We start from the raw sequence: 25,415 nt of genomic DNA, 5'->3' as shown, positions 1-25,415 counted from the left end.
CGGGTCGCCTCGAGTTCAGCCGCAGGCGACGGCGCCCCCCCTCAACGGCTTTCCCGTTCGCCACCCTGGTAGGTGGGTTCAGCCACGTCCTCGTTGGGCGCTGGATGGCCCGGCAGATTCGGTAGCGCCCTGGCCCTTTCCAGGTCGATGCCGGCGCCCTGGGCCACCTGGGTGCCATAGTCCGGATCGCAATGCCAGAAGTGCCAGACCATGCGCAACTGGATGTCTTCGGGACAGGCCTGCATGTCGGCGACCAGGTTGGCGATGAGATCGTCCCTTTCCCAGTCTTCGAAGCTGCGATAGCGCGCGCCGGTCTGCTGGTAGTCGGCAGCCGTCTTGCGGGATTGATAGCGCCCCAGATGGCCTTCGATCCACTGACGATACTCGTGCTGCGGCCGCGGCGCCTCGCTCAGGCCACCCTGGGAGCTGGGCTCGTAATTGACGTGAGGATTGCTCCCGCTGCGATCCACCTGCAGCGCCATCTGGCCATCGCGCTGATTGGTGGCGTAGGGGCATTTGGGCGCGTTGATCGGCAATTGCAGATAGTTGGCGCCGACCCGATAGCGCTGGGTATCGGAATAGGACAGCGTCCGCCCCTGCAGCATCTTGTCGTCGGAAAAGTCGATGCCCTCCACCAGCACCCCCGTGCCGAAGGCGGCCTGCTCGGTTTCGGCGAAGACGTTCGAGGGATTGCGATCCAGCACCAGCCGGCCCACCGGCAGCAGGGGAAACTGGTCTTCCGGCCAGCGCTTGGTGTCGTCCAGGGGATCGAAGGGCAGTTCGTCGTGCGCCTCGTCCGTCATGATCTGCACGCACATCTCCCACTCGGGATAGTCACCCCGCTCGATGGCGTCGTAGAGGTCGCGACTGGCATGGCCCACGTCGTATTTCTGGATCTCGGCCGCCTGCTCGCTGGTGAGATTCCGGATGCCCTGCTTGGGCTCGAAGGAGAACTTGCACAGCACCGCCACGCCCTGGTCGTTGACCAGCTTGTAGGTGTTCACGCTGGAACCCTGCATGTGCCGATAGTCCGCCGGGATGCCCCAGGGGCTCTTTACCCAGGTGACCATGTGCAGCGCTTCCGGGTGATGCTGGACGAAGTCGTAGAAGCGCCAGGGCTCCTGGCGATTGGTGATGGGGTCGGGCTTGAAGGCATGGATCATGTCGGGAAACTTGATGGCGTCGCGAATGAAGAACACCTTCAGGTTGTTGCCCACCAGATCCCAGTTGCCGTCCTCGGTATAGAACTTGATCGCGAAGCCCCGCGGATCGCGCGCGGTCTCGGGCGACTCCTTGGCCCCGATGACAGTGGAAAATCTCAGGAAGACCGGCGTCTTCACCCCGGCTCTGGTCAACACCTTGGCACAGGTATAGCGGCTGGCGGGTTCGTCGCCGATGGTGCCATAGGCCTCGAACCAGCCATGGGCGGCGGTACCCCGGGCATGCACCACCCGCTCGGGCACCCGTTCCCGGTCGAAATGGGTGATCTTCTCGATGAACTGGTAGTTTTCCAGCGTGGCCGGGCCCCGCTCGCCCACGCTGCGCAGGCTCTGATTGTCCCGTACCGGATGACCCTGGCGGGTCGTGAGAGTGATCTTGGCGTCGCTCATGGTGGTCTCCAGGCTAGTCACGTCGAACACTGCAGTGACCGGGCCTGCTCGCGGCAGTTGTCCGCCGTCAGACGAGCTGTCCGGAGACGAAACGGCGCCAGGGCCGCTTGCGCTGACCACCCGGGGCTCTAATCGCTACCTCTCGTCCGTTCGGCGGAAAAAATCGCTGATCGCGCTATCGATCCCATCCAGACTGTTCATCAGCAGTCGATAAGACTCACGGCGATACTCTCCAACAAGAACAGCAGCCGGAGCTTCCCATGCCAGAAGACTACGAAAGCGATCCGCACCCCTGCTCGAAACCGGTGGGGCACTCCGATTTTAACGAAATGGCTGCCGGCGTCGCCGCCGCCATCTCCGTCTGGGCGCTGACCACCCTGATCGCCTTGCTCGCGGGTTATCACGGCAGCGGTCCGACCAATGCCATCAACCTGCTGGTGATCCTCGCGGGCGCTCTGGGGTTCGTTGGACGGCGCTGGCAACTGGGGCGCCGGGGTCGCTCCGTACAGCGCGCCAGATAGCCGGCGGAGTCCAACAATCTGCCTACTGATTCTCACCAGGGACGGAACTGGTTATCATCGCCGCCCTGAAATCATGGCAGGGATGCTCATGTCTTATCTGGTCTTGACCCGTCGCACCGACGAAATCATCAATCTTTCCCTGAAACCGGGGGCCGATGAAGAACAGGTGCTGGATCTGCTGTTCAATGGCGGCATCAACATCCGCATCCTCAAGGTGCAGGGCGACCGCGTGCAGGTAGGCATCCAGGCGCCGACCGACATCAGCGTCATGCGGCAGGAATTGCTGCCCTTCTGAGTCGCCGCCGACCGGCCGGCGCTACCGTAACCAGGGCGAGTGGCGGTTGCGCACGTACTCGAAACGCCCCTCCAGCCCCCGCCATTCAATGCCCTGCCAGAGCTCCGGCGCCAGCGTACCTTCGGCCTGCAGGTCCGCTCGATAGTGGGCGAAGAATGGCTGGCCGTCGCGCAGGACGATGACATTGTGGCGCTCTTCGATCTGGGCGATGAGATCCAGGACGGCTTCAGCCGAGCGGCCGCCGCTCAGGCAATAGCAGCTGCCATATTGATGCAGCATGCTTTCGAAGCGGTAACGATAGAGGGTGCAGCGATCGGTCTCGAGGTGAACGCTCTGCCCTTTGGCATCCTGCAGGGCATGGTGGACGCAATGGTCGCAGTCCTCGAACTCCTGACGCGACTCCACCCATTCACCGAGAAACTGCTTCTTCCACCGCCACACCAACAGCCCACGATCTTCAGGCCGGGAATACACGCTGACCTTGTAGAACATCGCTCGACTCCTCTTATTATTATGCGCCGAAGCCACCGTCCAATGGCTGCCACGTGCCGCTCGGCCATCGGAGGTCGCACGCGCTGAGGCGTGCCTTTCCAGCATCGCTCCATTTGCCTGAGGCGTCCAGCCATTCCCGGGCGCTGGCCCCTACCGCTCGACGGTGCGCAGCTACCGCAAATGGCCCTGGAGGCGTCATGAGGCGCCGCGGCTTCGTCCAACTTCCATACAAGAGGACGCTGGGCCTGCCGGCCGCTTTATCGCCTCGAGATCACGCAAGACCGCCATTCCAGAGCGGGATACAACAAGGGTACAAGTTCTGGTACCGCCCATCAGGCGGGCCGATATTGGCTGCGCAAGATGATTGCGGCGAACTAGTATTCGGCCAAATTTAATCGCCAGGGGGGGGGGTCGAAATCGCAGCTCTGACAAGGACTTGGACGGTCTCGACGCCCAGGCAGCCGCGCCTGGAGCTGCCGTGATTATCCAGGGCAGCGCCTGGACGACGCCCTCATCCACTCAAGGACCTTTTATGACTGGCCTGGATAGCGACTGACAAGAGGCGCTCCGTTACGCCATCAGAAACTGTCCCGCGCGTACGACGGGCAAGCTGGCGGCCATCGACTATGCCGAACGGGCCATCCGCCAGGGCCTGAACGCCCTCTCCCCCCTGGAGCAGAAGACCCAGGCCCTGGAGCTGGGTTTCTGGCTGCCCCATTACCAGCGGATCCAGGAATTCTCCGCTCCTCGCCCAGCCGATGCAGAGACCGCGCAGATGCCTGCGGTGTCCCCTACCCGCAAGGTCGACTAGCCAATCCGCAGGCAATAAAAAACCCCGAGGTGCCTGGCACACTCGGGGTTTTCCGTATTTGGCGGAGAGATAGGGATTTGAACCCTAGGAGCCATTGCTGACTCAACGGATTTCGAATCCGTCCCGTTCGACCACTCCGGCATCTCTCCAACGCGGCGCATGATACCAGTCATGCGGACAAAAGCGAACAAGCAATTGCAAAAAAAGCTCTGGTATCAGCGGCTTGCGTTTAGAGCGGGACGCCCAGGCGCTGGGCGACCTCTTCGTAGGCCTCGATCACGCCGCCCAGACCCTGGCGGAAGCGATCCTTGTCCATCTTCTTGCGGGTTTCCTTGTCCCACAGGCGGCTGCCATCCGGGCTGAATTCGTCGCCCAGCACGACCTTGCCGTGGAACAGGCCGAATTCCAGCTTGAAGTCCACCAGCAGCAGGCCGGCATCGTCGAACAGCTGCTTGAGGATGTCGTTGATGCGGAAGGTCAGCGCCTTCATCTCGGCCAGCTGGTCGAGGGTGGCCCAGCCAAAGGCCTGGACATGGCTTTCGTTGACCATGGGGTCGTGCAGCGCATCGTTCTTCAGGAAGAGTTCGAAGGTCGGCGGCGTCAGCTCCAGGCCCTCCTCCACGCCCAGACGGCGCACCAGGCTGCCGGCGGCGAAGTTGCGCACCACGCATTCCACCGGAATCATCTCGAGCTTCTTGACCAGGCATTCGTTGTCGCCCAGCAGTTGCTCGAACTGGGTGGGGATGCCGGCGGCTTCGAGCTTCTGCATGACGAAGGCATTGAACTTGTTGTTCACCATGCCCTTGCGCTCGAGTTGCTCGATGCGCTCGCCATCGAAGGCAGAGGTGTCGTTGCGGAACAACAGGACCAGGCGATCGGGATCGTCGGTGGTGAATACCGACTTGGCCTTGCCACGGTAGAGTTCTGCGCGTTTTTCCATCTTGGACTCCGGTTCGAAGGGCTTGCAGGCTGTGGACGAACGCAGGTGAGACGACCGGTTCGGGACGAGTACAGCCGGGAAGCGCAGTTTACATAGGATCGTGGATCTTTTGGCCGTGCAGCAGCGCCCGACCGCGAAAGAAAAGCCGGTCAGCGCCTCAGGCGATGGCCTGCCACTCCAGCCCCTGCTGCTGATCGGCGATCTGCAGCCAGTCCGCATCGCAACCCAGCACGTTGGTGAAGCAGGCGCGGGCCAGCCAGGGGTTGTTATTCTTCTCGCTCAGGTGGGCGAGCACCAGATGCTGCAGTCCAGGACAGGCCAGCTCCATCACCAGCTCGGCCGATTGGCGGTTGTTGAGGTGACCACGCACCCCACCGACCCGTGCCTTGAGGTGATAGGGATAAGGGCCCGCGGCGAGCATGTTGCTGTCGTGATTGGCTTCGATCACCAGGGCATCCAGGCCACGGTAATGCGCCAGCACCCCGGGGGTGGCCTCGCCGAGATCGGTGAGCACGCCCAGGCGCTTGCGGCCATCGTCGAAGACGAACTGGGTCGGCTCCAGGGCGTCATGAGACACCTGCACCACGGTCACTTCCAGCGCATCCAGCACCAGCCGTTCGCCGTCCACCAGCAGGCCCTGGGCGGCCACCGGCTTGCGCAGGCCACGCCCGGTGCCGGCGCTGTAATAGACCGGCACCCCGTGCTTGCGCGCCAGGAGCTCGACGCCCTGCACGTGATCGGAGTGTTCGTGGGTGACCAGGACGGCGTCCAGCTGGGCAGGTACCACGCCCAGCCGGGCCAGACGACGTTCGGCTTCCCGCAGGGAGAAGCCGCAGTCGATCAGCACATAGCTGTTATGGCTGTGCACCAGGGTCGAGTTGCCCCGACTGCCGCTGCCCAGGATTGCGAAGCGCATACTGCATGCTCGTCTGAAGCTTTTTCAGCACGCCTTCGGCGATGTCCTGGGGTGCTGCGGTGTTGATGGTCTTGTCCAGGGTGACCTGGACGGTGTTGCCTACCGAGGTGAGGCGCACCTGGAAGCGCCGTGCGCGGGCGTCTTCCTCTTCCTTGGTCTCGCCCTTGCCGAACATGCGGCCGAAGAAGCCCGGCTTGCGCTCTTCGGGCTTCTGCGCGCCTTCGGCGATGTTCACGTAGTAGACGCCCAGGCTGCGATCCATGTCGTCGACGCGGATGTCTGCGCCTTCGATGGCGCGACCCACGCTGGACCAGGCGCGATTCAGATCGCTTTCCAGCACCAGCATGGGCACGCCGCTGCCGTCGACCTCGTAGGTCACGCGCTCGGGGGTGTCGTAGCCACCAGCGGCCAGCAGCGAGACCGAGCCACTGCCCTGCTCGCTGCGGTCCAGGCCGGCCAGCACCTGATTCAGCAGGGCGTCATCGAGCGCCGAGCTGTTCTGGCTGCTGGACCAGGACGGCTCGCTGGAGCTGCCCTGGCTGCGGGTCTGGGTCTGGATGAAGATTTCGCTGCTGCCCGATTGCACGCCCGGCTCGATGCGCAGGCGGGTGCGCAGCTCGTTGCCCGGCTGCAGGCGGCCGTTGGTGCTCAGGCTGCGGGCCAGTGGCGTCGACAACTCGGTGGGCGCCTGCCAGGCGGTGATGATCTCGCCGGTCTGCGGGCGCTCTTCGGCGATGCGGAAGCCGTTGTCGGTCAGGTACTGGCGGGCCACCGGCCAGACGCTGGCGGGGACCTTCTGGGCGGCCAGCCAGCGGGCATTGCCGCTGCGCTGCACGCTGAACTGCTCGTTACCGCTACCCTGGACGGCCAGCGCCTGGGGTTTCGGCACTTCGAAGCCATAGGAGCGATTCTGGGTATCGGCCACGTTGGCCGGGATCGGCAGCAGCGGATCCATCGGCTTGGCCTGGACATCGGTCGGCACCTGCATCAGGCCGGTTTCGCGGGCTTCGAGATAGTCATTGCCGCGATCGCGGAAATAACCATGCTCGCCCCACACCCAGCTGCAGCCACTGGCGGTGGCCACGGCCAGACCCAGCGTCGTCAAACCCAGAACACGTTTCATCGACTGCTTCCTAATCACGCCAGCACTCCCGCCTGACGCAGGGCCTGACGTACCACTTCGTGGCAGCGCGAGCTCAGCCAGGTCAGTGGCAGGCGGATACCGGCGTCGATCATGCCCATTTCATGCAGGGCCCACTTCACCGGGATCGGATTCGATTCGATGAACAGATTCTTGTGCAGCGGCATCAGCTGTTCGTTCAGCGCGCGTGCGGTGTCGGCATCGCCCCGCATGGCGGCGGCGCAGAGTTCGCTCATGGCGCGCGGCGCGACGTTGGCGGTCACCGAGATGTTGCCCTTGCCGCCCAGCAGCATGAGTTCGGCGGCGGTGGCGTCATCGCCCGAGTAGACCAGGAAGTCCTTGCCGACACGGGAAAGAATGTCACGGGCGCGGGTCAGGTCACCGGTGGCTTCCTTGATGCCGATGATGTTCGGCACCTTGGCCAGGCGCTCGACGGTCTCGGCCAGCATGTCGCAGGCGGTGCGGCCCGGCACGTTGTAGAGGATCTGCGGGATGGCGACGGTTTCGGCGATCATGCGGAAGTGCTGGTACAGCCCTTCCTGGGTCGGCTTGTTGTAGTAGGGCACGACCAGCAGACAGGCGTCGGCGCCCGCGTCCTTGGCGGCGCGGGTCAGGTCGATGGCCTCACGGGTGGAATTGCCACCGGTGCCGGCGATGACCGGGATGCGGCCCTTGACCTGCTCGACCACATGACGGATCACGGCAACGTGCTCGTCGACGTCGACCGTGGCGGATTCACCCGAGGTGCCCACCGCGACGATGGCGTCGGTGCCTTCGGCGAGATGGAAGTCCACCAGCTTGGTCAGGTTGTCCCAGTCGATACGCCCCTGGGCGTCCATAGGGGTGACCAGCGCCACCATGCTCCCCGCAATCATGCAACCGCTCCTGCCGGAAAAAGAGAGCGGTAATGGTACTGACGCCTCTGCGCCAGCACAAGCAACGCGCCCCCAACGGGCATTCCCCCCGCGAGCGCTTTTCGCTACCCTTTCGCCTTTGTCAGTCTGTATCTCCCTCCTGCCAGGAACCCTAATGTCCGCTACCCCCCCGATTCGCGAACAATTTCTCGTCATCAGCGCGCTGGGCGCCAACCCCATGGAGCTGACCAACGTGCTCTACCGCAGCTGCATGGACAACCGCTGCGCGGTGGTCAGCAGCCGGCTGAGCCGGCACGGGGAATACAGCGCGTTGATCCTGCAGGTCTCCGGCAACTGGGACGGCCTGGCGCGCCTCGAAGGCGGCCTCGCCGGCCTCGGCAAGCGTCACGGCTTCACCGTCGGCGTCACCCGCAGCGCCGCCCTGGAGAATCGTCCCCAGGCCCTGCCGTACGTCGTCTATGTCAGCGCCGCCTATCGCCCGGACATCCTCAACGAGCTCTGCCAGTTCTTCGCCGACCACAAGATCGAAGTGGAGAACCTGGTCTGCGATTCCTACCAGGCGCCCCAGACCGGCGGCACCATGCTCAACGCCACCATCACCGTGACCCTGCCTGCCGGTACCCAGATCAGCTGGCTGCGCGACCAGTTTCTGGATTTCGCCGACGCCCTCAACCTCGATGCCCTGATCGAGCCCTGGCGGCCGCAGAGCAACTGACGGACCCCCCAAGGAGCTGCCCATGAGCGTGACCCTCGACCAACCGCTTGCGGATTTCCAGGCCCAGGCCACCAGCGGCCTCGAGGTCTCACCGGCCAGCCTGCGCGGTCGCCAGGTGGTGCTGTACTTCTATCCCAAGGACAACACCCCCGGTTGCACCACCCAGGGCCAGGGCTTTCGCGATCTGCACGAGCAGTTCCTCGCGGCCGATACCCAGGTCTTCGGCATCAGCCGTGACAGCCTGCGCACCCACGAGAATTTCCGCACCAAGCAGGGCTTTCCCTTCGAGCTGATCAGCGACAAGGACGAGACCCTCTGCCAGCTGTTCGACGTGATGCGGCAGAAGAAGCTCTATGGCAAGGACTACATCGGCGTGGACCGCAGCACCTTCCTCATCGACCGGGAAGGCGTGGTGCGTCAGATCTGGCGTGGCGTGAAGGTCCCCGGGCACGTCGCCGAGGTCCTGGCCGCCGCCCAGGCGCTGAACAAGGCCTGATCAGGCCTTGCGCAGCCAGTAGCGGAAGGTTTCCCCCGCCACCTCCTCGCCCACCAGGGCGTGCCCCGACAGCTTGGCGAAGGTACGGAAGTCGCGTTGCGACCCGGCGTCGGTCGCCACCACGGCCAGCACCTCGCCGGAAGACAGGCGGTTGAGTTCCAGCTTGGCCTTGAGCAGCGGCATGGGGCAGCTCAGGCCGCTGGCGTCCAGCTGGGCGGTCACCGCACCGGTGTAGGGTTGGCTCAGATCGGCCATGAGATTCTCCATTGGGGCTAGGTCAGTGCCCGGGTTTGCTAGGCACCCAGACGGCGGGCCGCTAAAGTAGCCCTTTTGCGGCCACGAGTCTTGCCATGAACGTCCTGCGCCCCGCCCTGCTGTCCCTGGCGCTGCTCGCCGCGCCCCATCTGGCGCAGGGGGCGAACGATCTGCCGTCACTGGGCGATGCCAGCTCTTCGATCGTCTCGCCCGAGCAGGAGTTTCAGATGGGCCGCGCCTGGCTGAGCATGCTGCGCGGCCAGGTCCCGGCCATCAACGATCCGCAACTCAAGCAATTCGTCGAACAGACCGTCTACAAGCTGGCCGAGACCAGCGACCTGCAGGACCACCGCCTGGTCTTCATCCTGATCAAGGATCCCGAGATCAACGCCTTCGCCGCGCCTGGCGGGGTGATCGGGGTCAATGGCGGGTTGTTCCTCAAGTCGGAGACCGAAGCCGAGTACGCGGCGGTCATGGCCCACGAGCTGGGTCACCTCATCCAGCGCCACTTCGCCCGCGGAGTGGAAAACCAGCAGCGCATGCAGTTGCCGCTGATGGCGGCCCTGCTCGCCGGCATCGTGGCAGCCGCGGCAGGCGGCGGCGATGCGGGAATCGCCGCCATCGCCTCGACCCAGGCGGCGGCCATCCAGAGCCAATTGCGCTTTTCCCGGCTCAACGAGCAGGAAGCGGATCGCGTCGGCATCGTCAATCTGGAGCGCGCCGGCTACGATCCGCGCGCCATGCCGGAGATGTTCGGTCGGCTCGCCCGGCAGTATCGCTATGACCGTACCCCGCCGGAATTCCTGCTGACCCACCCGGTCACCGATAGCCGGATCGCCGATACCCAGGCGCGTGCCGAGCGTTTTCCCAAGGGCGGCGTCGAGGATAGCAAGCGCTTCCAGCTGATGAAGGTGCGGGCTCAGATGTATTTCGAGGAAACCGCCGGCCTGCTGGTGAAGCGCTATAGAGCCCAGCTGCAGGAAAACCCGGACAACGACGCGGTCCGCTACGGCCTGGCCATGGGCCTGACCAAGCAGGGCCAGCTCAACGAGGCGCGGGACACCCTGGCGCCGCTGCTGCGCAAGGCGCCGGACGAGATCAGCTACAACCTCGCCCAGGTCGACCTGGACATCACCGCCAATCGCCTGCCCGACGCCCAGAAACGCGTACAGCGACTGCTGGAGCTCTATCCGGACGATCTGGCGGTGAGCCTGGCCCAGGCGGACCTGCTTGGCCGCACCAAGCAGGCCAAGGCCGCCAGCCAACTGCTCGACAAGCTGCTCAAGCAGCGGCCGATCGATCCGGATCTGTGGAATCAGGCGGCGGACGTCCGCGGTCAGGCCGGCGACCTGGTCGGCGTACACCAGGCACGCGCCGAGTACTTCGCCCTCACCGGTGACTACAACCAGGCCATCCAGCAACTGGGCTTCGCCAAGCAGCGCGCCGCCAGCAACTATCAGCTGGCCGCACGGATCGATGCCCGCCAGCAGGAGATGATCGCCCAGCGCAAGCTGAGCGAAGAGATCCTGCGCTAGCGCCCTGGGCCGCGCCTTCAGGCGTTGCCCTTGACCTTCAGCTGCAGCGCCTGGGTGAAGTCGAGCATGCGCTTGAGCGGCTTGACCGCCCGGGGGATGAGCGCCGGATCGACCAGCACCTCGCCGGAGCCGTCGAGCAGGCAGTTGAGGGTGCGCTCCAGGGTGTTCATCGCCATCCACGGGCAGTGCGCGCAGCTGCGGCAGGCGGCGCCGTTGCCGGCGGTGGGCGCCTCGATGAAGGTCTTGTCCGGGCAGGCCTGCTGCATCTTGTAGAAGATGCCGCGATCGGTGGCGACGATGAACTGGCGATTGGGCAGCGTCTGGGCCGCCTTGATCATCTGGCTGGTGGAACCGACATGGTCGGCCAGTTCGATCACCGCCTCGGGCGACTCCGGATGCACCAGGATGGCCGCTTCCGGATAGAGCCGCTTGAGGTCCTCCAGCTGGCTCGCCTTGAATTCCTCGTGGACGATGCAGGAGCCTTCCCAGAGCAGCATGTCGGCACCGGTCTCGCGCTGGATATAGCGACCCAGGTGGCGATCGGGAGCCCAGAGAATGGTCTCGTCGTTGTCCATCAGGTGCTCGACGATGTCCAGCGCGCAGCCGGAGGTGACCACCCAGTCCGCCCGGGCCTTCACCGCGGCCGAGGTGTTGGCGTAGACCACCACGGTGCGCTCGGGATGCTGGTCGCAGAAGGCGGAGAATTCGTCCACCGGGCAGCCCAGGTCCAGGGAGCAGGTGGCTTCCAGGGTCGGCATCAGCACGCGCTTTTCCGGATTGAGGATCTTGGCCGTCTCGCCCATGAACTTGACCCCAGCCACCACCACGGTGGACGCCGGATGACGATTGCCGAAGCGGGCCATCTCCAGGGAGTCGGCGACGCAACCGCCGGTCTCTTCGGCCAGCGCCTGGATCAGCGGATCGGTGTAGTAGTGGGCGAGCAGCACCGCGTTCTGCGCCTTGAGCTCGCGGGCGATGGCGGTCTTGTAGGCCGCGATCTCGTCCGGCCCGAGCGCCTTGGGCTGCTTGGCGGCCAGATGGGCCTGGACCAGGAGACGTTCGGAAATCTGCACCATGGCGGGTACCTGAAAACGGGGGTCGTCAAGGCCGCGCATCATAGCAGCATCCTCGCCGAGTCCCTATGGGCGCCGGCGGCGGCCTGCGCGCCGAGTGGCCATCTGCCGCTAATGTCTGGCAACACTTGGCTTTTCACTTCTGCGGCGGCCATGGGTCCGAGACAGGAACGCCCGGCGAGCGTCTCGCCAGGCCCCGCTGCTGGAGACCTATCGTGCCGCCCCGTTCGACCTCGCGTTCCCGGACCTCCGATCACGATCTCGCTCCCCTCCTCGCTGAACTGCGCGCCCTCCAGGATGCCCTGCACCAGGCCAGCGCGGATCCGCGCCTGGATCGCCAGGCGCTCAATCCTGCCTATCTCGCCAGCGCCCAGAACCTGCTCGCCTATCTGGCGTTGCGCGAGGGCGACCTGCACGGCCTGCAGCTGCGCCTGTCCGCCCTGGGGCTGTCGTCGCTGGGGCGTTCCGAAGCCGCGGTGCTGCCGACCGTGGCAACCCTTATCAACACCCTGGAGCGACTGCTCGGCGAGAGCCCGGCGGCCCGCCCCATGGCGCGAGCCGCCAACCCGCTGGCGGATCACGCCCGCATGCTGTTCGGCACTCCCGCCGCCGAGCGGGAGGTGCGCATCATGGTCACCCTGCCGCGCGAGGCCGCGGACAACTATTCGCTGGTGCGGGATCTGCTCGCGGCGCATATGGATTGCGTGCGCATCAACTGCGCCCACGACGAACCGGCCAGCTGGAAACGGATGATCGAGCACGTGCGCCGGGCCAGCGCGGAGCTGGACCGGCCCTGCAAGGTGTTCATGGACCTACCGGGCCCCAAGCTGCGTACCGGACCCATCGCCACGGGCGCGGCGGTGCAGAAGGTGAAACCCGAACGCGATGCCCAGGGCCGTGTCTGCCAGCCGGCGCGGATCTGGCTGACCGGCCGTCGCCAGCCGCGACCGGCGCCCTCTCCGGCCGCCGCCAGTCTCCAGGTGGGCGAACGCTGGCTGAAAGATCTGCAGCCGGGCGACCGCATCCGCCTGGTGGACACCCGGCAGGCGCAGCGACGCTGGACGGTGGTCGAGGTCGGCGACCGCGGTTGCTGGGCGGAGGCGAGCAAGACCGCCTACCTCGCGCCCGGATTGCGCCTGAGCGTCGCGCGCGAGGGGCGCAAGAGACACAGCCGCATCGGCGACTTCGCCCCGCAGCCGGGTGCCCTGCGCCTCGCCGAGGACGACCTGCTCATCCTGACCGCCGACCAGACCCCCGGCCGACCCGCCAGCCAGGACAGTGGCGGTCGCCTGCTGACACCCGCCACCCTGGGCTGCACCCTGCCCCAGGTGTTCGCCGACGTGCGCGGTGGCGAGCCGGTCTGGTTCGACGACGGCAAGATCGGCGGGGTGATCGAAGGCGCCGATCAGGATGCGCTGCACATCCGCATCACCCAGGCGCCGGGCGGCGTCAAGCTCAAGGGCGACAAGGGCATCAACTTTCCCCAGAGCAACCTGCGGCTGGCAGCGCTGGGCGAACAGGACCTCGCGGCCCTGGCCTTTGCCGCCGAGCATGCCGACGCCATCGAGATGTCCTTCGTCAACAGCGCCGACGACGTCCGGGCGCTGCTCGCGGAACTCGAGCGCCTGCGGGCCGAGCACCTGGGTGTGGTACTGAAGATCGAGACCCGCCGCGGTTTCGACAACCTTCCCGCACTGCTGCTGGCCGGCATGCGGCGCGGCGGCTTCGGCGTGATGATCGCCCGCGGCGACCTGGCGGTGGAAGGCGGCTTCGAGCGCCTGGCGGCGCTGCAGGAAGACATCCTCTGCCTGTGCGAGGCGGCCCACGTGCCGGTGATCTGGGCGACCCAGGTACTGGAGAATCTGGCCAAGAAGGGTTCGCCTTCACGCGCCGAGATCACCGATGCCGCCACCGGGGTCCGAGCCGAATGCGTGATGCTCAACAAGGGCCCGCACATCCTCAAGGCGGTCGCCACCCTGGATGAATTGCTGGTGCGGATGCAGGGCTACAACAGCAAGAAGCGCCAGATGCTGCGCAAGCTGGAACTGGCCTCGCCCTGGGCGGGCTGATCCGCCCAGGACCGGTCGGGCCTAGAGGACCTGCAGGCGACCCGCTTCCAGGCGCACCCGGGCGCCATAGGGCCAGGCCTGGTTGTCCGGGCCATGGCCGCTGGGCAGGCCGCGATAGAGGGCGATGCCGCGCGGCGCCAGCCATTCGGCGAAGATCTCTTCCAGCGACTGCTCGACGTTACGCGCCGGGCAGTCGGTGAAGGTGCCCAGGCAGACCGCGCCGATGCGGTGCTCGGTGAGGTTGCCGAGCAACTGGCAGAGGCTCCGCTCCAGTCGATAGTAGGGCTCGCCGACGTCTTCCAGCATGAGGATGGCGCCGTCATGGGGACGCAGCGCCGCGGCGGTACCGACCACGCTGGCCAGGGTGGTCAGGTTGCCGCCGATCAGTTCGCCGGCAGGCACCTGCGCCGGACCGGCGAGGCGCTCCAGCTGCCAGGCCGGACGGCCACCGGCGCACAGCTCCAGGACCGATTCCAGCGAACGGGTCCGGGCCGCCTGGGTGGCCGGATCCTCGTCGCGGCGCCCCCAATCCAGGGCGCCAGGACCATGGATGGCGGTGAGACCGCGGCGATGGAAGGCTTCCAGCAGCACCGTCAGGTCGGAATAGCCGATCAGCGGCCGGCCCTTGCTGCTGGACAGGCGCGACCAGTCCAGCCACGGCAACAGCTGCGCGGAGCCGTACCCCCCGCGCAGGCACCAGACCGCATCCACGTCCGCCTGGCTGAAAGCCCAGTGCAGATCCGCGGCCCGCTCCTCGGCGGTGCCGGCGAGATAGCGATGACGCTTGAGCGCCTGTTCGCCCAGGACCGCCTCGATGCCGGCACCCTGCAGCTGCCCGATCGCCGCCGTGACCAGCTCCTGCTTGACCGCACCTGCCGGACTGACCAGCGCCACACGCCGCACGGGATTCATTCCAGCACCTCCACCGGCATGCCAGCCTCGATGACGCCGCGCCCCAGGGGGATGACGTTCATGCCGAACAGCATGCGATTGTCCTGGAAGCGGTATTCGCGCAGGGCGGTCAGTGGCTGCCGATCCGGATCCTTTTCGCCGGTCACCGGATCCTGGGTGATGACGATGCAGCGCGAGCAGGGACAGGCGACGGCGAAATCCACCGTGCCGATGCGCAGGCGCTTCCAGCCGTCCTCGGCATAGGCCGCGGTGCCGTCCACCACCAGATTCGGCCGAAAGCGCAGCATTTCCAGCGGTTTGCCCACCCGCTCAACCAGATCGGCCAGGGAGGCCTCGCTGGTCAGCAGCAGGGGAAAGCCGTCGGCGAAGTGGACCTTCTGCCCCGGCTCGGCGAAATCGGTATTGATCTGGCGTGCATGGCTTTCGGCGATGTGCACCAGGCGGCAGCGGCGCCCGAGGAAGTCGCTCAGCCAGGCATCGGCCTTGGCGGCGACCGGCGCCTGCAGGGTGTCGCGCCAGATGGTCACGCCTAGCTGCTCACCAGTGGCATCGGGCACCGCCACCTCGAGCGGAGTCCGCCCGGGCGCGCTCAGGCGCAGTCGATCGGCGGCCAGCCAGCGCGCCTCGATGTGATTCATCTGCGCCAGCTGGCGCAGGGTCAGGAAGCGACCGGTGTCGGCATCCACCACCATCCAGCGGCGATCCCCCACCAGGCCCAGGGCATCCACCTCGGCCTGGGCGAGGGATTCCACGGCCGTCGACTTGACGGGATAACGATAGAGGGCACTGAGGTGCGACATGGGCGCGGCTTCCTGGCGGCGGACAAAGGCCGCCAGTGTAAGGGAGGCGCCGGAGCGGCGAAACCGCGGGGATCAGCCCTCGGCCAGCGCCAGGCGGCGGCGGACTTCCTCGACCAGCTGATCGGGCTGGAACTTGGAGAGGAAGGCGTTGCAGCCGACCTTCTTCACCATGGCTTCGTTGAAGCTGCCCGACAGCGAGGTGTGCAGCACCACATAGAGGTCGGCGAGGCGCGGATCCTGGCGGATCTCGGTGGTCAGGCGATAGCCGTCCATTTCCGGCATCTCGGCATCGGTCAGCACCATCAGCAGCTTCTCGGTCAGCACCACGCCTTCGTCGGCCCAGGCTTTGAGCTTGCGCAGGGCCTGCAGGCCGTCGGTGGCGACGTGGAATTTCAGATCCAGCTGGACCAGGGTGTCGCGCAGCTGGCCGATGGCGGTGCTGGAGTCGTCCACCAGCAGCACCTCGCGACCGCGGGCCTTGGCCAGCAGCGGATCGGCCAGGCGTTCCTGGGAGACCTTGACGTTGTAGGGGGCGATCTCGGCCAGCACCTTTTCCACGTCGATCACCTCCACCAGGCGGTCTTCGATGCGGGTGATGGCGGTCAGGTAGTGCTGCCGTCCGGCGCCGCCGGGCGGGGCCTGGATGCTGTCCCAGTTGAGGTTGATGATGCGATCGACGCTGCCGACCAGAAAGGCCTGCACCGAGCGGTTGTACTCGGTGACGATGATGGTGCTGTTCTCGTCGGGCGTGATGGGTCGCATGCCGATGGCGGCGGCCAGGTCGATCACCGGCAGGGTCTGGCCACGCAGGTGGACCACGCCGCAGATCATCGGGTGGCGCTTGGGCATCTGGGTCAGGCGCGGCAGCTTGAGGACCTCCTGCACCTTGAACACGTTGATGGCGAACATCTGCCGGCTGGACAGCTGGAACATGAGAATTTCCAGACGATTCTCGCCAACCAGCTGGGTGCGTTGATCGACGGTGTCGAGAATGCCGGCCATGGAAAGTCCACTCCAAAGATAAGTCAGGTCACAGGCTATCGGCGGCTGGCGCCTTTTCTTGAGGCCCGGAAACGGCGAAGCCGCCAGACAGGCGGCTTCGCTCGAATGGCGTCGACTCAGGCGCGTGGCAGGGTCACGCCGCGCTGGCCCTGGTACTTGCCGCCGCGATCCTTGTAGGACACCTCGCAAGCCTCGTCGGATTGCAGGAACAGCATCTGGGCCACGCCCTCGTTGGCGTAGATCTTGGCCGGCAGGGTGGTGGTGTTGGAGAATTCCAGGGTCACGTGCCCTTCCCACTCGGGCTCCAGCGGGGTGACGTTGACGATGATGCCGCAACGGGCATAGGTGCTCTTGCCCAGGCAGATGGTCAGGACGTCACGCGGAATGCGGAAATATTCCACGGTGCGTGCCAGGGCAAAGGAGTTCGGCGGGATGATGCAGACGTCGCTGACCACGTCGACGAAACTCTTGTCGTCGAAGTTCTTGGGATCCACCACCGCCGAATGGATGTTGGTGAACACCTTGAATTCGTTGGCGCAACGCACGTCGTAGCCGTAGCTGGACACCCCGTAGGAGATCACCCGGCTGTCGTCCGCGCCGCGCATCTGGCGCTCGACGAAGGGCTCGATCATGCCGTGCTCCTGGGCCATGCGGCGAATCCACTTGTCCGATTTGATGCTCATGGCAGGTCTGGCTCCGGGGCGAAAAAATTGACCGCGCATTGTAGTGCGGTGTTTCAGAAGTTAACTACACAATTTTGGCGGCGCTTTTTCGACTTGAGCGTCGTTGCCACTCCTCGCCATAGCCTTGCTATGACTCGTCGCGGCGCCTAGCCCAAGCCAAAAAATCACTCGCCAACTCTTGTGCGAACTCCTGAAACACCACACTCGTGGATCGCAGCGCGGTCTCAAAGGCGAACGGACGAAATCAGTCGTCGCTCACGGTGATGGTCGGCATGCCGCCACCGGCCTGACCGCCCTGAGCGATGCGGGCACCGACCTTGCGTGCCAATTCCTGGTAGATCAGCGCGATCTGGCTGTCGGGATCGGCGATGGCGGTGGGCCGTCCAGCGTCGGCCTGCTCGCGGATGGCCATGGCCAGCGGCAGCGAGGCCAGGAGATCTACGCCGTACTGCTCGGCCAGCCGGCTACCGCCGCCTTCGCCGAACAGGTGCTCGGCATGGCCGCAGTTGGAGCAGATGTGCACCGCCATGTTTTCCACCACCCCGAGCACCGGGATGTTGACCTTCTGGAACATCTCCACGCCCTTCTTGGCGTCCAGCAGGGCCAGGTCCTGGGGCGTGGTGACGATCACCGCGCCGGCCACCGGCACCTTCTGCGCCAGGGTCAGCTGGATGTCGCCGGTGCCCGGCGGCATGTCGATCACCAGGTAGTCGAGGTCATTCCAGGCGGTCTGGGTGATCAGCTGGATCAGGGCGCCGGAGACCATGGGGCCGCGCCAGGCCACCGGGGTCTTGTCGTTGGTGAGGAAGGCCATGGACATGACCTCGACGCCATGGGCCTGCAGCGGGATGAACCACTTCTCGTCGCGCACCTCGGGACGGGTGCCCTCGGCGAAGCCGAACATGATGCCCTGGCTGGGACCATAGATGTCGGCGTCCAGCACGCCGACCCGGGCGCCTTCGCGGGCCAGCGCCAGCGCCAGGTTGGCCGCGGTGGTGGACTTGCCCACCCCGCCCTTGCCCGAGGCCACGGCGATGATGTTCTTGACGTTGCCCATGGCTTCCAGCTGCGGCTGGGCGGCGTGGGGCGCGATGATGCAATCGACCTGGATCTCGGCGGTCTCGACCCCGGGGACGTTCTCCAGCGCGGTCTTGAGCACCTGAGCCAGGCCACCCTTGAACAGTCCCGCGGCATAGCCCAGCTCGAAGCGGGCGCGCACCCGGCCACCGTCCAGCGCGAGGTCGCGCAGGGCACCGGCGCTGAGCAGGTCCTGTTCGAGATAGGGATCGTGATACTGGCGCAGCGCGGCCTCGATGGCCTCGCGAGTCGGAGCGGTCATGCAGACTCCCGGAAACAGCGGATAGGAAAGAGAAGCTGCGGCCTATGCTACCCACTGTCCTTGCTAAAGCCTATCCACGCGGCGCTACACTCCTGGCTTTCCCCCACCCGTGGAGCCCTGCGTGAACGCCTCTTCCCTGCACATCAGTTCCACCTTCGACAGCGGCGCCGTCGAGGTGCTGTCCCTGGCCGACCACGCCGACATCCGCCTGCGCATCCGCCCGGACACCGCCTCGCCCTTCACCCAGTGGTTCCATTTCCGTCTCGAGGGCGCCCGCGGCCTGCCCTGCCAGCTGAGCTTCGACAACGCCGGCGAGTGCGCCTATCCCGAAGGTTGGCGCGACTATGGGGTGGTGGCCAGCTATTGCGGCCAGCAGTGGTTCCGCATCCCCAGCCGCTATGACGGCAAGACCCTGAGCTGGACCGTCACCCCGGAGCACGACAGCCTGTTCTTCGCCTATTTCGAGCCCTATCCGGAGAGCCGCCACCTGGCCTTCATGGGCGAAGCCCAGCGGCATCCCGCCGTCCGTCTGGAAACCGTCGGCCGTTCGCTGCTGGGGCGTTCGCTGGACCTGCTGCGCATCGGCACGCCGGGCGCTGGCAAGAAGAACCTCTGGATCATCGCCCGCCAGCACCCCGGCGAGCCCATGGCCGAGTGGTTCGTCGAAGGCCTGCTGCGCCGGCTGCTGGGCCTGGGCGAACACCAGGGCGATCCGGTGGGCGGCAAGCTGCTGGAGCACGCGGTGCTGCACGTGGTGCCGAACATGAATCCCGACGGCTCGGCCCTGGGCAATCTGCGCACCAACGCTGCCGGCGCCAACCTCAACCGGGAATGGCTGGAGCCGGACGAAGGACGCAGTCCCGAGGTGCTGGCGGTACGCCGAGCCATAGCCGCGACCGGCTGCGATCTGTTCCTCGATATCCACGGCGACGAAGCCCTGCCCTATGTCTTCGTCGACGGCTGCAACGGCCTGCCCAATTTCGGCGAGCGCGAGGAAGCCGAGCAACGGGCCTTCCTGCAGCGCTTCCAGCGCGCCAGCCCGGACTTCCAGACCCAGTACGGCTATCCCCGCGGCCACTTCGGCAGCGAGACCCTCAAGCTCGCCACCAAGCACGTCGGTCACACCCATGGCTGCCTGGCGCTGACCCTGGAATTGCCGTTCAAGGACAATGCCAACGATCCCCGTCCGGACGTCGGCTGGAACGGTGCCCGCAGCGCCGCCCTGGGCGCGGCCATGGTCAGTGCCCTGCACTGGCAGCTGGCGGATATCTGAATGCTCGAAGTCTGCTGCGCGTCGGCCAGACGGCGTTGGAAACTGCCTCAGAATGCTCATTTACCCGTCGTAAACTGCGCTTCTTCGGCAATTTCCGCCTTGCCTGGCGCTAGCTCGCAGGACTTCGCGCTTTTCAACGCCCATCCCCACGGATGAAACCGACCGGCCATTTCGCTATGATGGTCGGTCACCTTATCAGCGTCGCGATCCAGCCAAGACCATGACCGAGCCCCGCAAGATTCTCGTCACCAGCGCCCTGCCCTATGCCAACGGCTCCATCCACCTCGGCCACATGGTCGAGTACATCCAGACCGACATCTGGGCGCGCTTCCAGCGGCTGCGCGGCAACCAGTGCCTCTATGTCTGCGCCGACGACGCCCACGGCTCGGCCATCATGCTGCGCGCCGAGCGCGAGGGCATCACGCCCGAACAGCTGATCGACAACGTCAAGCGCGAGCACAGCGCCGATTTCGCCGACTTCGGCGTGGCCTTCGACAACTTCCACTCCACCCATGCGGAAGAGAATCGCGAGCTGTCGCGCGCCATCTACCTGAAGCTGCGCGAAAACGGCCACATCGCCACCCGTCCGGTCACCCAGTATTTCGACCCGGACAAGCAGATGTTCCTGGCCGACCGCTTCATCAAGGGCACCTGCCCCAAGTGCGGCAGCGCCGACCAGTACGGCGACAACTGCGAGAAGTGCGGCGCCACCTATGCGCCCACCGAGCTGAAGGATCCCAAGTCGGCCATCTCCGGCGCGACCCCGGTGCTGCGCGAATCCGAGCACTTCTTCTTCAAGCTCCCCGACTTCACCGACATGCTCAAGGGCTGGACCCGCGGCGGTGCCCTGCAGGAATCGGTGGCCAACAAGATTGCCGAATGGCTGGACGCCGGTCTGCAGGAGTGGGACATCTCCCGGGATGCGCCCTACTTCGGCTTCGAGATTCCCGACGCCCCGGGCAAGTACTTCTATGTTTGGCTGGACGCCCCCATCGGCTACATGGCCAGCTTCAAGAATCTCTGCGATCGCCGCGACGACCTGGATTTCGACGCCTTCTGGAACAAGGACAGCAGCGCCGAGCTGTACCACTTCATCGGCAAGGACATCGTCAACTTCCACGCGCTGTTCTGGCCGGCCATGCTCGCAGGTGCCGGCTACCGCAAGCCGACCGCGCTCAACGTCCACGGCTTCCTGACCGTCGACGGCCAGAAGATGTCCAAGTCCCGCGGTACCTTCATCAAGGCGCGCACCTACCTGGACCACCTCAATCCCGAGTACCTGCGCTACTACTTCGCCGCCAAGCTCTCGCGCCACGTCGAAGACATCGACCTGAACCTCGAGGACTTCGTGCAAAAGGTCAATTCCGACCTGGTGGGCAAGGTGGTCAACATCGCCAGCCGCTGCGCCGGTTTCATCCACAAGGGCAACGCCGGCCTGCTGGTGGACGCCCAGGCCGCACCCGAGCTGGAAGCCGCCTTCCGCGCCGCCGCGCCGAGCATCGCCGAGGCCTACGAGACCCGTGACTTCGGCCGTGCCATGCGCGAGATCATGGCCCTGGCCGACCGCGCCAATGCCTGGATCGCCGACCAGGCGCCCTGGAGCCTGGCCAAGCAGGACGGCAAGCAGGACGAGGTCCAGGCCATCTGCGCCCAGGGCATCGAGCTGTTCCGCCAGCTGGCGATCCTGCTCAAGCCGGTGCTGCCCAACCTGGTCGCCGCGGCCGAGGACTTCCTCAATGTCGCGCCCCTGACCTGGGCAGACCTGGACACGCGCCTGGCCAATCACCAGCTCAATGCCTTCCAGCCCCTGCTCACCCGCATCGAACCCGCCAAGGTGCAGACCATGATCGACGCTTCCAAGGAAGACCTGGCCGCCCAGGCCGCGCCGCAGCCCGCCGGCAACGGCGAACTGACCAAGGCCCCGCTGGCCGAGACCATCGACTTCGACACCTTCGCCAAGGTCGATCTGCGCATCGCCCTGATCGAGAAGGCCGAATTCGTCGAGGGCGCCGACAAGCTGCTGCGCCTGACCCTGGACATCGGCGATGCCAAGCGCAACGTCTTCTCCGGCATCAAGAGCGCCTACCCCGAGCCGAGCCAGCTCGAAGGCCGCCTGACCCTGTACGTCGCCAACCTGGCGCCGCGCAAGATGAAGTTCGGCGTCTCCGAAGGCATGGTGCTGGCCGCCGGCCCCGGCGGCAGCGAGATCCACCTGCTCAGCCCCGACAGCGGCGCCAAGCCCGGCCAGCGGGTGATGTGATAGCGACGGCGCCTTAGAGCCTGTTCAAAGGCTCGCGAGCTAGCGACAAGCAAGGCGAAAATGGCTGAGGAAGCGGAGTTTACAAAGCGTAAATGAGCATTCCGAAGCTATTTTCAACGCAGTTTGGCCGACGCGCAGCCGACTTTGAGCAGGCTCTCAGGGCGCAGTTCTTTCTGTCATGACCATGAACGCCCAAGCCAACCTCATCACCGCCATCGACGCCCTCTTGCCGCAGACCCAGTGCGGCAAGTGCGGCCATCCCGGTTGCCAGCCCTATGCGGCAGGCATTGCCGCGGGCGAAGCGCACAACAAGTGCCCGCCCGGCGGCACGGCTACCATCCTCGAACTCTCGGCCCTGCTCCAGCGCCCGGCGCTGCCCCTGGACTCGCCCTATCCGGTGACACCCAGCCAGCGCGCGGTGATCCGCGAGGCCGACTGCATCGGCTGCACCAAGTGCATCCAGGTCTGTCCCACCGACGCCATCCTTGGCGCAGCCAAGCTGATGCACACGGTCATCGAGAGCGAATGCAGCGGTTGTGAGCTGTGCCTGGCGCCCTGTCCGGTGGACTGCATCGACCTGGTGGCGGTACCGGCCCCGGTCGATCGCCCGGCGGAGCGTCAGCGCGCGCAGTACTACCGCCGCCGCTTCGACGCCCGCCAGGCGCGCCTGCAGCGCGACCGCGAGCGCCAGGAGGCCGAACGCCAGCGGCGGCAGGTGCCTCCCGCGGCCAGTACGCCGACGGAGACGCCGGTCACCACGGACGCTGCGCTCAAGCCCTTGAAGATCGCCGCTGCCATGGCCCGGGTCGCCCTGCAAAAGGCCGAACGGCAACTGGCGCAGTACGGCACACCGGCCCTGGAGGCCCAGGTGCAGCAACTGCGCGAAGCCGCTAAGCAGGCCCAGGTGGCCCTGGACAACGCGCAGCATGGGGCGGCCACCGCCAGGGTACCGGACCTGGCGACGCCAGCCACCGACCCCGCCGTCCTCAAGCAGGCGCGCATCGCCGCCACCCTGGCGCGTGCCCAGCTGACCAAGGCCGAGCGCGCCTTCGGTAGCGCGCCCACCCCCGAGCAGAGCACTCAACTGGCAACCCTGCGTGGCACCGCTCAGCAGGCCGCCCACCGTCTTGCCGCACTGGAAAATGCGACCCGCCCATGAACGCCGCCAAACGCCTGGAGATCTTTCGCCGCCTGCACGAGGACAATCCCGATCCCAAGACGGAACTGGCCTACGCCTCGCCGTTCGAGTTGCTGATCGCGGTGATCCTCTCCGCCCAGGCCACCGATGTCAGCGTCAACAAGGCCACCGCCCGCCTCTATCCGGTGGCCAACACCCCCCAGGCCATCCTGGACCTGGGCGTGGAAGGGCTGTCGGAATACATCAAGACCATCGGCCTCTACAACAGCAAGGCCAAGAACGTCATCGAGACCTGCCGGCTGCTGCTTGAGCGCCATGGCGGCGAGGTGCCCCAGACCCGCGAGGAACTGGAGGCGCTGCCCGGCGTGGGCCGCAAGACCGCCAACGTGGTGCTCAACACCGCCTTCCGCCAGCTCGCCATGGCAGTGGATACCCATATCTTCCGGGTCAGCAACAGAACCAATCTGGCGCCTGGCAAGAACGTGGTGGAAGTCGAGCTCAAGCTGCTCAAGGTGGTGCCCAAGGATTTTCTGCTGGACGCCCACCACTGGCTGATCCTGCACGGCCGCTATGTCTGCCAGGCGCGCAAGCCCCGCTGCGGCAGCTGCCGGATCGAGGATCTCTGCGAATACAAGGCGAAAACCTCTGACGATTGAAAAAGGGCTTACCAAAGCCCTTTGGCGATTGAAAAAATCTTTTTTACCGACCCCGGCTTTGTCGTTATAAGGTGCGCGAAAAGGTCCCGCAGCCCTGTCGATGAGTGCGTGTGACCCTGTCCAGCCTTGCAGGAGTTACCAATGGCCGAAGACAAAAGCGATATCGATGTAGACGATGATTTCGAAGGCGAGGCCGAAGCCCCGGAGACCGTCGAGCCCGTCGTCAGCAAGACCAACCTGACCAAGCGGCGGCTGATTGACGACATGCTCGAAGAGCGCCGTCTGAAGCGGCAGATTTCCGAGTACGACTTCGATCTGTAAGCCATAAAAAACCCCAGCCGAGGCTGGGGTTCCGTCGTGCGGGGCGACCCTTACAGCAGGGTACGGCCCTTGCCTGCGGCGATGCGCATGCGCAGGGCGTTGAGCTTGATGAAGCCCGCCGCGTCCGCCTGATTGTAGGCGCCGCCGTCTTCTTCGAAGGTGGCGATGTTGGCGTCGAACAGCGACTCGTCGGACTTGCGGCCGACGACGATGACGTTGCCCTTGTACAGCTTCAGGCGCACCACGCCGTTCACGTTGGCCTGGGAGGCGTCGATCATCTGCTGCAGCATCAGCCGTTCGGGGCTCCACCAGTAGCCGGTGTAGATCAGGCTGGCGTACTTGGGCATCAGCTCGTCCTTGAGGTGGGCCACCTCGCGGTCGAGGGTGATGGACTCGATGGCGCGGTGGGCCTTGAGCATGATGGTGCCGCCGGGGGTCTCGTAGCAGCCACGGGACTTCATGCCCACATAGCGGTTCTCGACGATGTCCAGGCGACCGATGCCGTTCTCGCCGCCGATGCGGTTCAGTTCGGCCAGTACGGTGGCCGGGCTCAGCTCCTGGCCGTCGAGGGCGACGATGTCACCGTTGCGGTAGGTCAGCTCGAGATAGGTCGGGGTATCCGGCGCGGCTTCCGGCGACTTGGTCCAGCGCCACATGTCTTCTTCGTGCTCGGTCCAGGTGTCTTCCAGCACGCCGCCCTCGTAGGAGATGTGCAGCAGGTTGGCGTCCATGGAGTACGGCGACTTCTTCTTGCCGTGGCGCTCGATCGGGATCTGGTGCTTTTCGGCGTAGTCCATCAGCTTCTCGCGGGACAGCAGGTCCCACTCGCGCCAGGGCGCGATCACCTTGACGCCCGGCTTGAGCGCATAGGCGCCCAGCTCGAAGCGCACCTGGTCGTTGCCCTTGCCGGTGGCGCCGTGGGAGATGGCGTCGGCGCCGGTCTCGTTGGCGATCTCGATCAGGCGCTTGGCGATCAGCGGACGGGCGATGGAGGTACCCAGCAGGTACTCGCCTTCGTAGACGGTGTTGGCACGGAACATCGGGTAGACGAAGTCGCGGACGAATTCTTCGCGCAGGTCGTCGATGTAGATTTCCTTGACGCCCATGGCCTTGGCCTTGGCACGTGCCGGTTCGACTTCCTCGCCCTGGCCGAGGTCAGCGGTGAAGGTCACCACTTCGCAGTTATAGGTATCCTGCAGCCACTTGAGGATCACCGAGGTGTCCAGGCCGCCGGAATACGCCAGGACTACCTTCTTCACATCCGCCATGCCGTTCGCTCCCGTGTGT

The 25,415-nt window shown here is 65.6% G+C and carries 25 protein-coding genes and 1 tRNA gene; 11 read left to right on the top strand and 15 right to left on the bottom strand.

Annotation, left to right across the window (positions count from 1 at the left end):
- Positions 1-41 precede the first annotated feature (41 nt).
- Positions 42-1,610, bottom strand: a complete 1,569-nt coding sequence (locus CFE50_RS12130) for a catalase (RefSeq protein ID WP_286733794.1) — start codon at positions 1,608-1,610, stop codon at positions 42-44.
- A 260-nt stretch (positions 1,611-1,870) separates the two neighbouring features.
- Here CFE50_RS12130 and CFE50_RS12125 point away from each other — a divergent pair, with 260 nt between their 5' ends.
- Together CFE50_RS12125 and CFE50_RS12120 are read left to right on the top strand one after the other, a co-directional pair.
- Positions 1,871-2,131, top strand: a complete 261-nt coding sequence (locus tag CFE50_RS12125; RefSeq protein ID WP_286733792.1) for a hypothetical protein — start codon at positions 1,871-1,873, stop codon at positions 2,129-2,131.
- A gap of 88 nt (positions 2,132-2,219) precedes the next feature.
- Positions 2,220-2,426, top strand: a complete 207-nt coding sequence (locus tag CFE50_RS12120; RefSeq protein WP_017640335.1) for a carbon storage regulator — start codon at positions 2,220-2,222, stop codon at positions 2,424-2,426.
- A 21-nt stretch (positions 2,427-2,447) separates the two neighbouring features.
- Here the strand turns inward: CFE50_RS12120 and CFE50_RS12115 are convergent, their stop codons facing one another.
- The 6 genes from CFE50_RS12115 to dapA all read right to left on the bottom strand — a co-directional run bounded on the left by CFE50_RS12115 (position 2,448) and on the right by dapA (position 7,601).
- Positions 2,448-2,918 (bottom strand): hypothetical protein, encoded by a 471-nt coding sequence (locus tag CFE50_RS12115; protein WP_064307200.1) that lies wholly within the window; start codon positions 2,916-2,918, stop codon positions 2,448-2,450.
- An 870-nt stretch (positions 2,919-3,788) separates the two neighbouring features.
- Positions 3,789-3,878 (bottom strand) — tRNA-Ser (locus CFE50_RS12110).
- An 80-nt stretch (positions 3,879-3,958) separates the two neighbouring features.
- A complete protein-coding gene (gene purC, locus CFE50_RS12105) occupies positions 3,959-4,669 on the bottom strand; it encodes a phosphoribosylaminoimidazolesuccinocarboxamide synthase (protein ID WP_007162774.1) in 711 nt (236 codons plus the stop codon).
- Positions 4,670-4,826: 157 nt separating this feature from the next.
- Positions 4,827-5,585, bottom strand: coding sequence for an MBL fold metallo-hydrolase (locus CFE50_RS12100; protein WP_017640332.1), 759 nt, complete (start codon positions 5,583-5,585; stop codon positions 4,827-4,829).
- Positions 5,524-6,708 carry an NlpB/DapX family lipoprotein gene (gene bamC, locus CFE50_RS12095; protein WP_286733784.1) on the bottom strand — a complete coding sequence of 395 codons (1,185 nt, stop codon included), beginning with the start codon at positions 6,706-6,708 and terminating at the stop codon, positions 5,524-5,526. Before bamC ends, CFE50_RS12100 begins: the two co-directional genes overlap by 62 nt.
- A gap of 14 nt (positions 6,709-6,722) precedes the next feature.
- Positions 6,723-7,601, bottom strand: coding sequence for a 4-hydroxy-tetrahydrodipicolinate synthase (dapA, locus tag CFE50_RS12090; protein WP_286733782.1), 879 nt, complete (start codon positions 7,599-7,601; stop codon positions 6,723-6,725).
- A gap of 154 nt (positions 7,602-7,755) precedes the next feature.
- On the opposite strand from dapA, the gene CFE50_RS12085 reads away from it, so the two are divergent.
- Both CFE50_RS12085 and CFE50_RS12080 read left to right on the top strand, forming a co-directional pair.
- Positions 7,756-8,316: a glycine cleavage system transcriptional repressor gene (locus CFE50_RS12085; protein WP_007162770.1), complete on the top strand. Its 561-nt coding sequence runs from the start codon at positions 7,756-7,758 to the stop codon at positions 8,314-8,316.
- Positions 8,317-8,338: 22 nt separating this feature from the next.
- Positions 8,339-8,812, top strand: coding sequence for a peroxiredoxin (locus tag CFE50_RS12080; RefSeq protein ID WP_286733781.1), 474 nt, complete (start codon positions 8,339-8,341; stop codon positions 8,810-8,812).
- On the opposite strand, the gene CFE50_RS12075 is transcribed toward CFE50_RS12080, so the two are convergent.
- On the bottom strand, positions 8,813-9,067 hold the full coding sequence (locus CFE50_RS12075) for a sulfurtransferase TusA family protein (protein WP_007162768.1): 255 nt from the start codon (positions 9,065-9,067) through the stop codon (positions 8,813-8,815). It abuts the gene before it with no gap.
- A 95-nt stretch (positions 9,068-9,162) separates the two neighbouring features.
- Here CFE50_RS12075 and CFE50_RS12070 point away from each other — a divergent pair, with 95 nt between their 5' ends.
- Complete coding sequence (locus tag CFE50_RS12070; protein ID WP_267407482.1) at positions 9,163-10,602, top strand: M48 family metalloprotease; 1,440 nt, start codon at positions 9,163-9,165, stop codon at positions 10,600-10,602.
- Between the two features lie 17 nt (positions 10,603-10,619).
- On the opposite strand, the gene nadA is transcribed toward CFE50_RS12070, so the two are convergent.
- On the bottom strand, positions 10,620-11,678 hold the full coding sequence (gene nadA / locus CFE50_RS12065) for a quinolinate synthase NadA (RefSeq protein WP_286733883.1): 1,059 nt from the start codon (positions 11,676-11,678) through the stop codon (positions 10,620-10,622).
- Between the two features lie 212 nt (positions 11,679-11,890).
- On the opposite strand from nadA, the gene CFE50_RS12060 reads away from it, so the two are divergent.
- Complete coding sequence (locus CFE50_RS12060) at positions 11,891-13,744, top strand: pyruvate kinase (RefSeq protein ID WP_286733776.1); 1,854 nt, start codon at positions 11,891-11,893, stop codon at positions 13,742-13,744.
- A gap of 21 nt (positions 13,745-13,765) precedes the next feature.
- On the opposite strand, the gene CFE50_RS12055 is transcribed toward CFE50_RS12060, so the two are convergent.
- From CFE50_RS12055 to apbC, 5 genes are all read right to left on the bottom strand, one after another.
- A complete protein-coding gene (locus CFE50_RS12055; RefSeq protein ID WP_286733775.1) occupies positions 13,766-14,656 on the bottom strand; it encodes a S66 peptidase family protein in 891 nt (296 codons plus the stop codon).
- A complete protein-coding gene (locus CFE50_RS12050) occupies positions 14,653-15,456 on the bottom strand; it encodes an MOSC domain-containing protein (protein ID WP_286733773.1) in 804 nt (267 codons plus the stop codon). The genes CFE50_RS12055 and CFE50_RS12050 overlap by 4 nt, the downstream gene beginning before the upstream one ends.
- 72 nt (positions 15,457-15,528) lie before the next feature.
- On the bottom strand, positions 15,529-16,458 hold the full coding sequence (locus CFE50_RS12045) for a chemotaxis protein CheV (RefSeq protein ID WP_007162762.1): 930 nt from the start codon (positions 16,456-16,458) through the stop codon (positions 15,529-15,531).
- A 116-nt stretch (positions 16,459-16,574) separates the two neighbouring features.
- On the bottom strand, positions 16,575-17,141 hold the full coding sequence (gene dcd, locus CFE50_RS12040; protein WP_007162761.1) for a dCTP deaminase: 567 nt from the start codon (positions 17,139-17,141) through the stop codon (positions 16,575-16,577).
- Between the two features lie 244 nt (positions 17,142-17,385).
- Positions 17,386-18,480 (bottom strand): iron-sulfur cluster carrier protein ApbC, encoded by a 1,095-nt coding sequence (apbC, locus tag CFE50_RS12035; protein WP_241809598.1) that lies wholly within the window; start codon positions 18,478-18,480, stop codon positions 17,386-17,388.
- Between the two features lie 121 nt (positions 18,481-18,601).
- Here apbC and CFE50_RS12030 point away from each other — a divergent pair, with 121 nt between their 5' ends.
- The 5 genes from CFE50_RS12030 (at position 18,602) to CFE50_RS12010 (ending at position 24,128) form a co-directional block, all read left to right on the top strand.
- Positions 18,602-19,753, top strand: a complete 1,152-nt coding sequence (locus tag CFE50_RS12030) for a M14 family metallopeptidase (RefSeq protein ID WP_241809599.1) — start codon at positions 18,602-18,604, stop codon at positions 19,751-19,753.
- 220 nt (positions 19,754-19,973) lie between these two features.
- Entirely contained in the window at positions 19,974-22,013 is a 2,040-nt protein-coding gene (gene metG, locus CFE50_RS12025) for a methionine--tRNA ligase (protein ID WP_286733769.1), read from the top strand.
- Between the two features lie 178 nt (positions 22,014-22,191).
- Positions 22,192-23,172, top strand: a complete 981-nt coding sequence (locus CFE50_RS12020) for an RnfABCDGE type electron transport complex subunit B (protein WP_502694698.1) — start codon at positions 22,192-22,194, stop codon at positions 23,170-23,172.
- Positions 23,169-23,807, top strand: a complete 639-nt coding sequence (gene nth, locus CFE50_RS12015) for an endonuclease III (protein ID WP_042138452.1) — start codon at positions 23,169-23,171, stop codon at positions 23,805-23,807. The genes CFE50_RS12020 and nth overlap by 4 nt, the downstream gene beginning before the upstream one ends.
- Before the next feature lie 141 nt (positions 23,808-23,948).
- Positions 23,949-24,128: a PA3496 family putative envelope integrity protein gene (locus tag CFE50_RS12010; protein ID WP_241809603.1), complete on the top strand. Its 180-nt coding sequence runs from the start codon at positions 23,949-23,951 to the stop codon at positions 24,126-24,128.
- A 50-nt stretch (positions 24,129-24,178) separates the two neighbouring features.
- Here CFE50_RS12010 and CFE50_RS12005 read toward each other — a convergent pair whose 3' ends face one another.
- A complete protein-coding gene (locus tag CFE50_RS12005) occupies positions 24,179-25,396 on the bottom strand; it encodes an argininosuccinate synthase (RefSeq protein ID WP_286733764.1) in 1,218 nt (405 codons plus the stop codon).
- Between the last annotated feature and the right edge of the window lie 19 nt (positions 25,397-25,415).

The sequence above is a fragment of the Pseudomonas sp. PGPPP4 genome (assembly GCF_002256045.1).
In the GTDB taxonomy this organism is placed as follows: Bacteria; Pseudomonadota; Gammaproteobacteria; order Pseudomonadales; family Pseudomonadaceae; genus Chryseomonas; species Chryseomonas oryzihabitans.
This window is presented reverse-complemented; position numbering and strand designations above follow the sequence as displayed.

Bases quoted from the DNA above. Each gene is read 5' to 3' on its own strand.
- CFE50_RS12010 (WP_241809603.1), top strand. From the start codon at position 23,949: ATGGCCGAAGACAAAAGCGATATCGATGTAGACGATGATTTCGAAGGC.
- dcd (WP_007162761.1), bottom strand. From the start codon at position 17,141: ATGAGCATCAAATCGGACAAGTGGATTCGCCGCATGGCCCAGGAGCAC.
- nadA (WP_286733883.1), bottom strand. From the start codon at position 11,678: ATGGTGCAGATTTCCGAACGTCTCCTGGTCCAGGCCCATCTGGCCGCC.
- CFE50_RS12075 (WP_007162768.1), bottom strand. From the start codon at position 9,067: ATGGCCGATCTGAGCCAACCCTACACCGGTGCGGTGACCGCCCAGCTG.
- purC (WP_007162774.1), bottom strand. From the start codon at position 4,669: ATGGAAAAACGCGCAGAACTCTACCGTGGCAAGGCCAAGTCGGTATTC.
- CFE50_RS12020 (WP_502694698.1), top strand. From the start codon at position 22,192: ATGACCATGAACGCCCAAGCCAACCTCATCACCGCCATCGACGCCCTC.
- CFE50_RS12045 (WP_007162762.1), bottom strand. From the start codon at position 16,458: ATGGCCGGCATTCTCGACACCGTCGATCAACGCACCCAGCTGGTTGGC.
- CFE50_RS12055 (WP_286733775.1), bottom strand. From the start codon at position 14,656: ATGAATCCCGTGCGGCGTGTGGCGCTGGTCAGTCCGGCAGGTGCGGTC.
- CFE50_RS12070 (WP_267407482.1), top strand. From the start codon at position 9,163: ATGAACGTCCTGCGCCCCGCCCTGCTGTCCCTGGCGCTGCTCGCCGCG.
- nth (WP_042138452.1), top strand. From the start codon at position 23,169: ATGAACGCCGCCAAACGCCTGGAGATCTTTCGCCGCCTGCACGAGGAC.
- apbC (WP_241809598.1), bottom strand. From the start codon at position 18,480: ATGACCGCTCCGACTCGCGAGGCCATCGAGGCCGCGCTGCGCCAGTAT.
- bamC (WP_286733784.1), bottom strand. From the start codon at position 6,708: ATGAAACGTGTTCTGGGTTTGACGACGCTGGGTCTGGCCGTGGCCACC.
- metG (WP_286733769.1), top strand. From the start codon at position 19,974: ATGACCGAGCCCCGCAAGATTCTCGTCACCAGCGCCCTGCCCTATGCC.
- CFE50_RS12085 (WP_007162770.1), top strand. From the start codon at position 7,756: ATGTCCGCTACCCCCCCGATTCGCGAACAATTTCTCGTCATCAGCGCG.
- dapA (WP_286733782.1), bottom strand. From the start codon at position 7,601: ATGATTGCGGGGAGCATGGTGGCGCTGGTCACCCCTATGGACGCCCAG.
- CFE50_RS12100 (WP_017640332.1), bottom strand. From the start codon at position 5,585: ATGCGCTTCGCAATCCTGGGCAGCGGCAGTCGGGGCAACTCGACCCTG.
- CFE50_RS12050 (WP_286733773.1), bottom strand. From the start codon at position 15,456: ATGTCGCACCTCAGTGCCCTCTATCGTTATCCCGTCAAGTCGACGGCC.
- CFE50_RS12125 (WP_286733792.1), top strand. From the start codon at position 1,871: ATGCCAGAAGACTACGAAAGCGATCCGCACCCCTGCTCGAAACCGGTG.
- CFE50_RS12120 (WP_017640335.1), top strand. From the start codon at position 2,220: ATGTCTTATCTGGTCTTGACCCGTCGCACCGACGAAATCATCAATCTT.
- CFE50_RS12005 (WP_286733764.1), bottom strand. From the start codon at position 25,396: ATGGCGGATGTGAAGAAGGTAGTCCTGGCGTATTCCGGCGGCCTGGAC.
- CFE50_RS12130 (WP_286733794.1), bottom strand. From the start codon at position 1,610: ATGAGCGACGCCAAGATCACTCTCACGACCCGCCAGGGTCATCCGGTA.
- CFE50_RS12080 (WP_286733781.1), top strand. From the start codon at position 8,339: ATGAGCGTGACCCTCGACCAACCGCTTGCGGATTTCCAGGCCCAGGCC.
- CFE50_RS12115 (WP_064307200.1), bottom strand. From the start codon at position 2,918: ATGTTCTACAAGGTCAGCGTGTATTCCCGGCCTGAAGATCGTGGGCTG.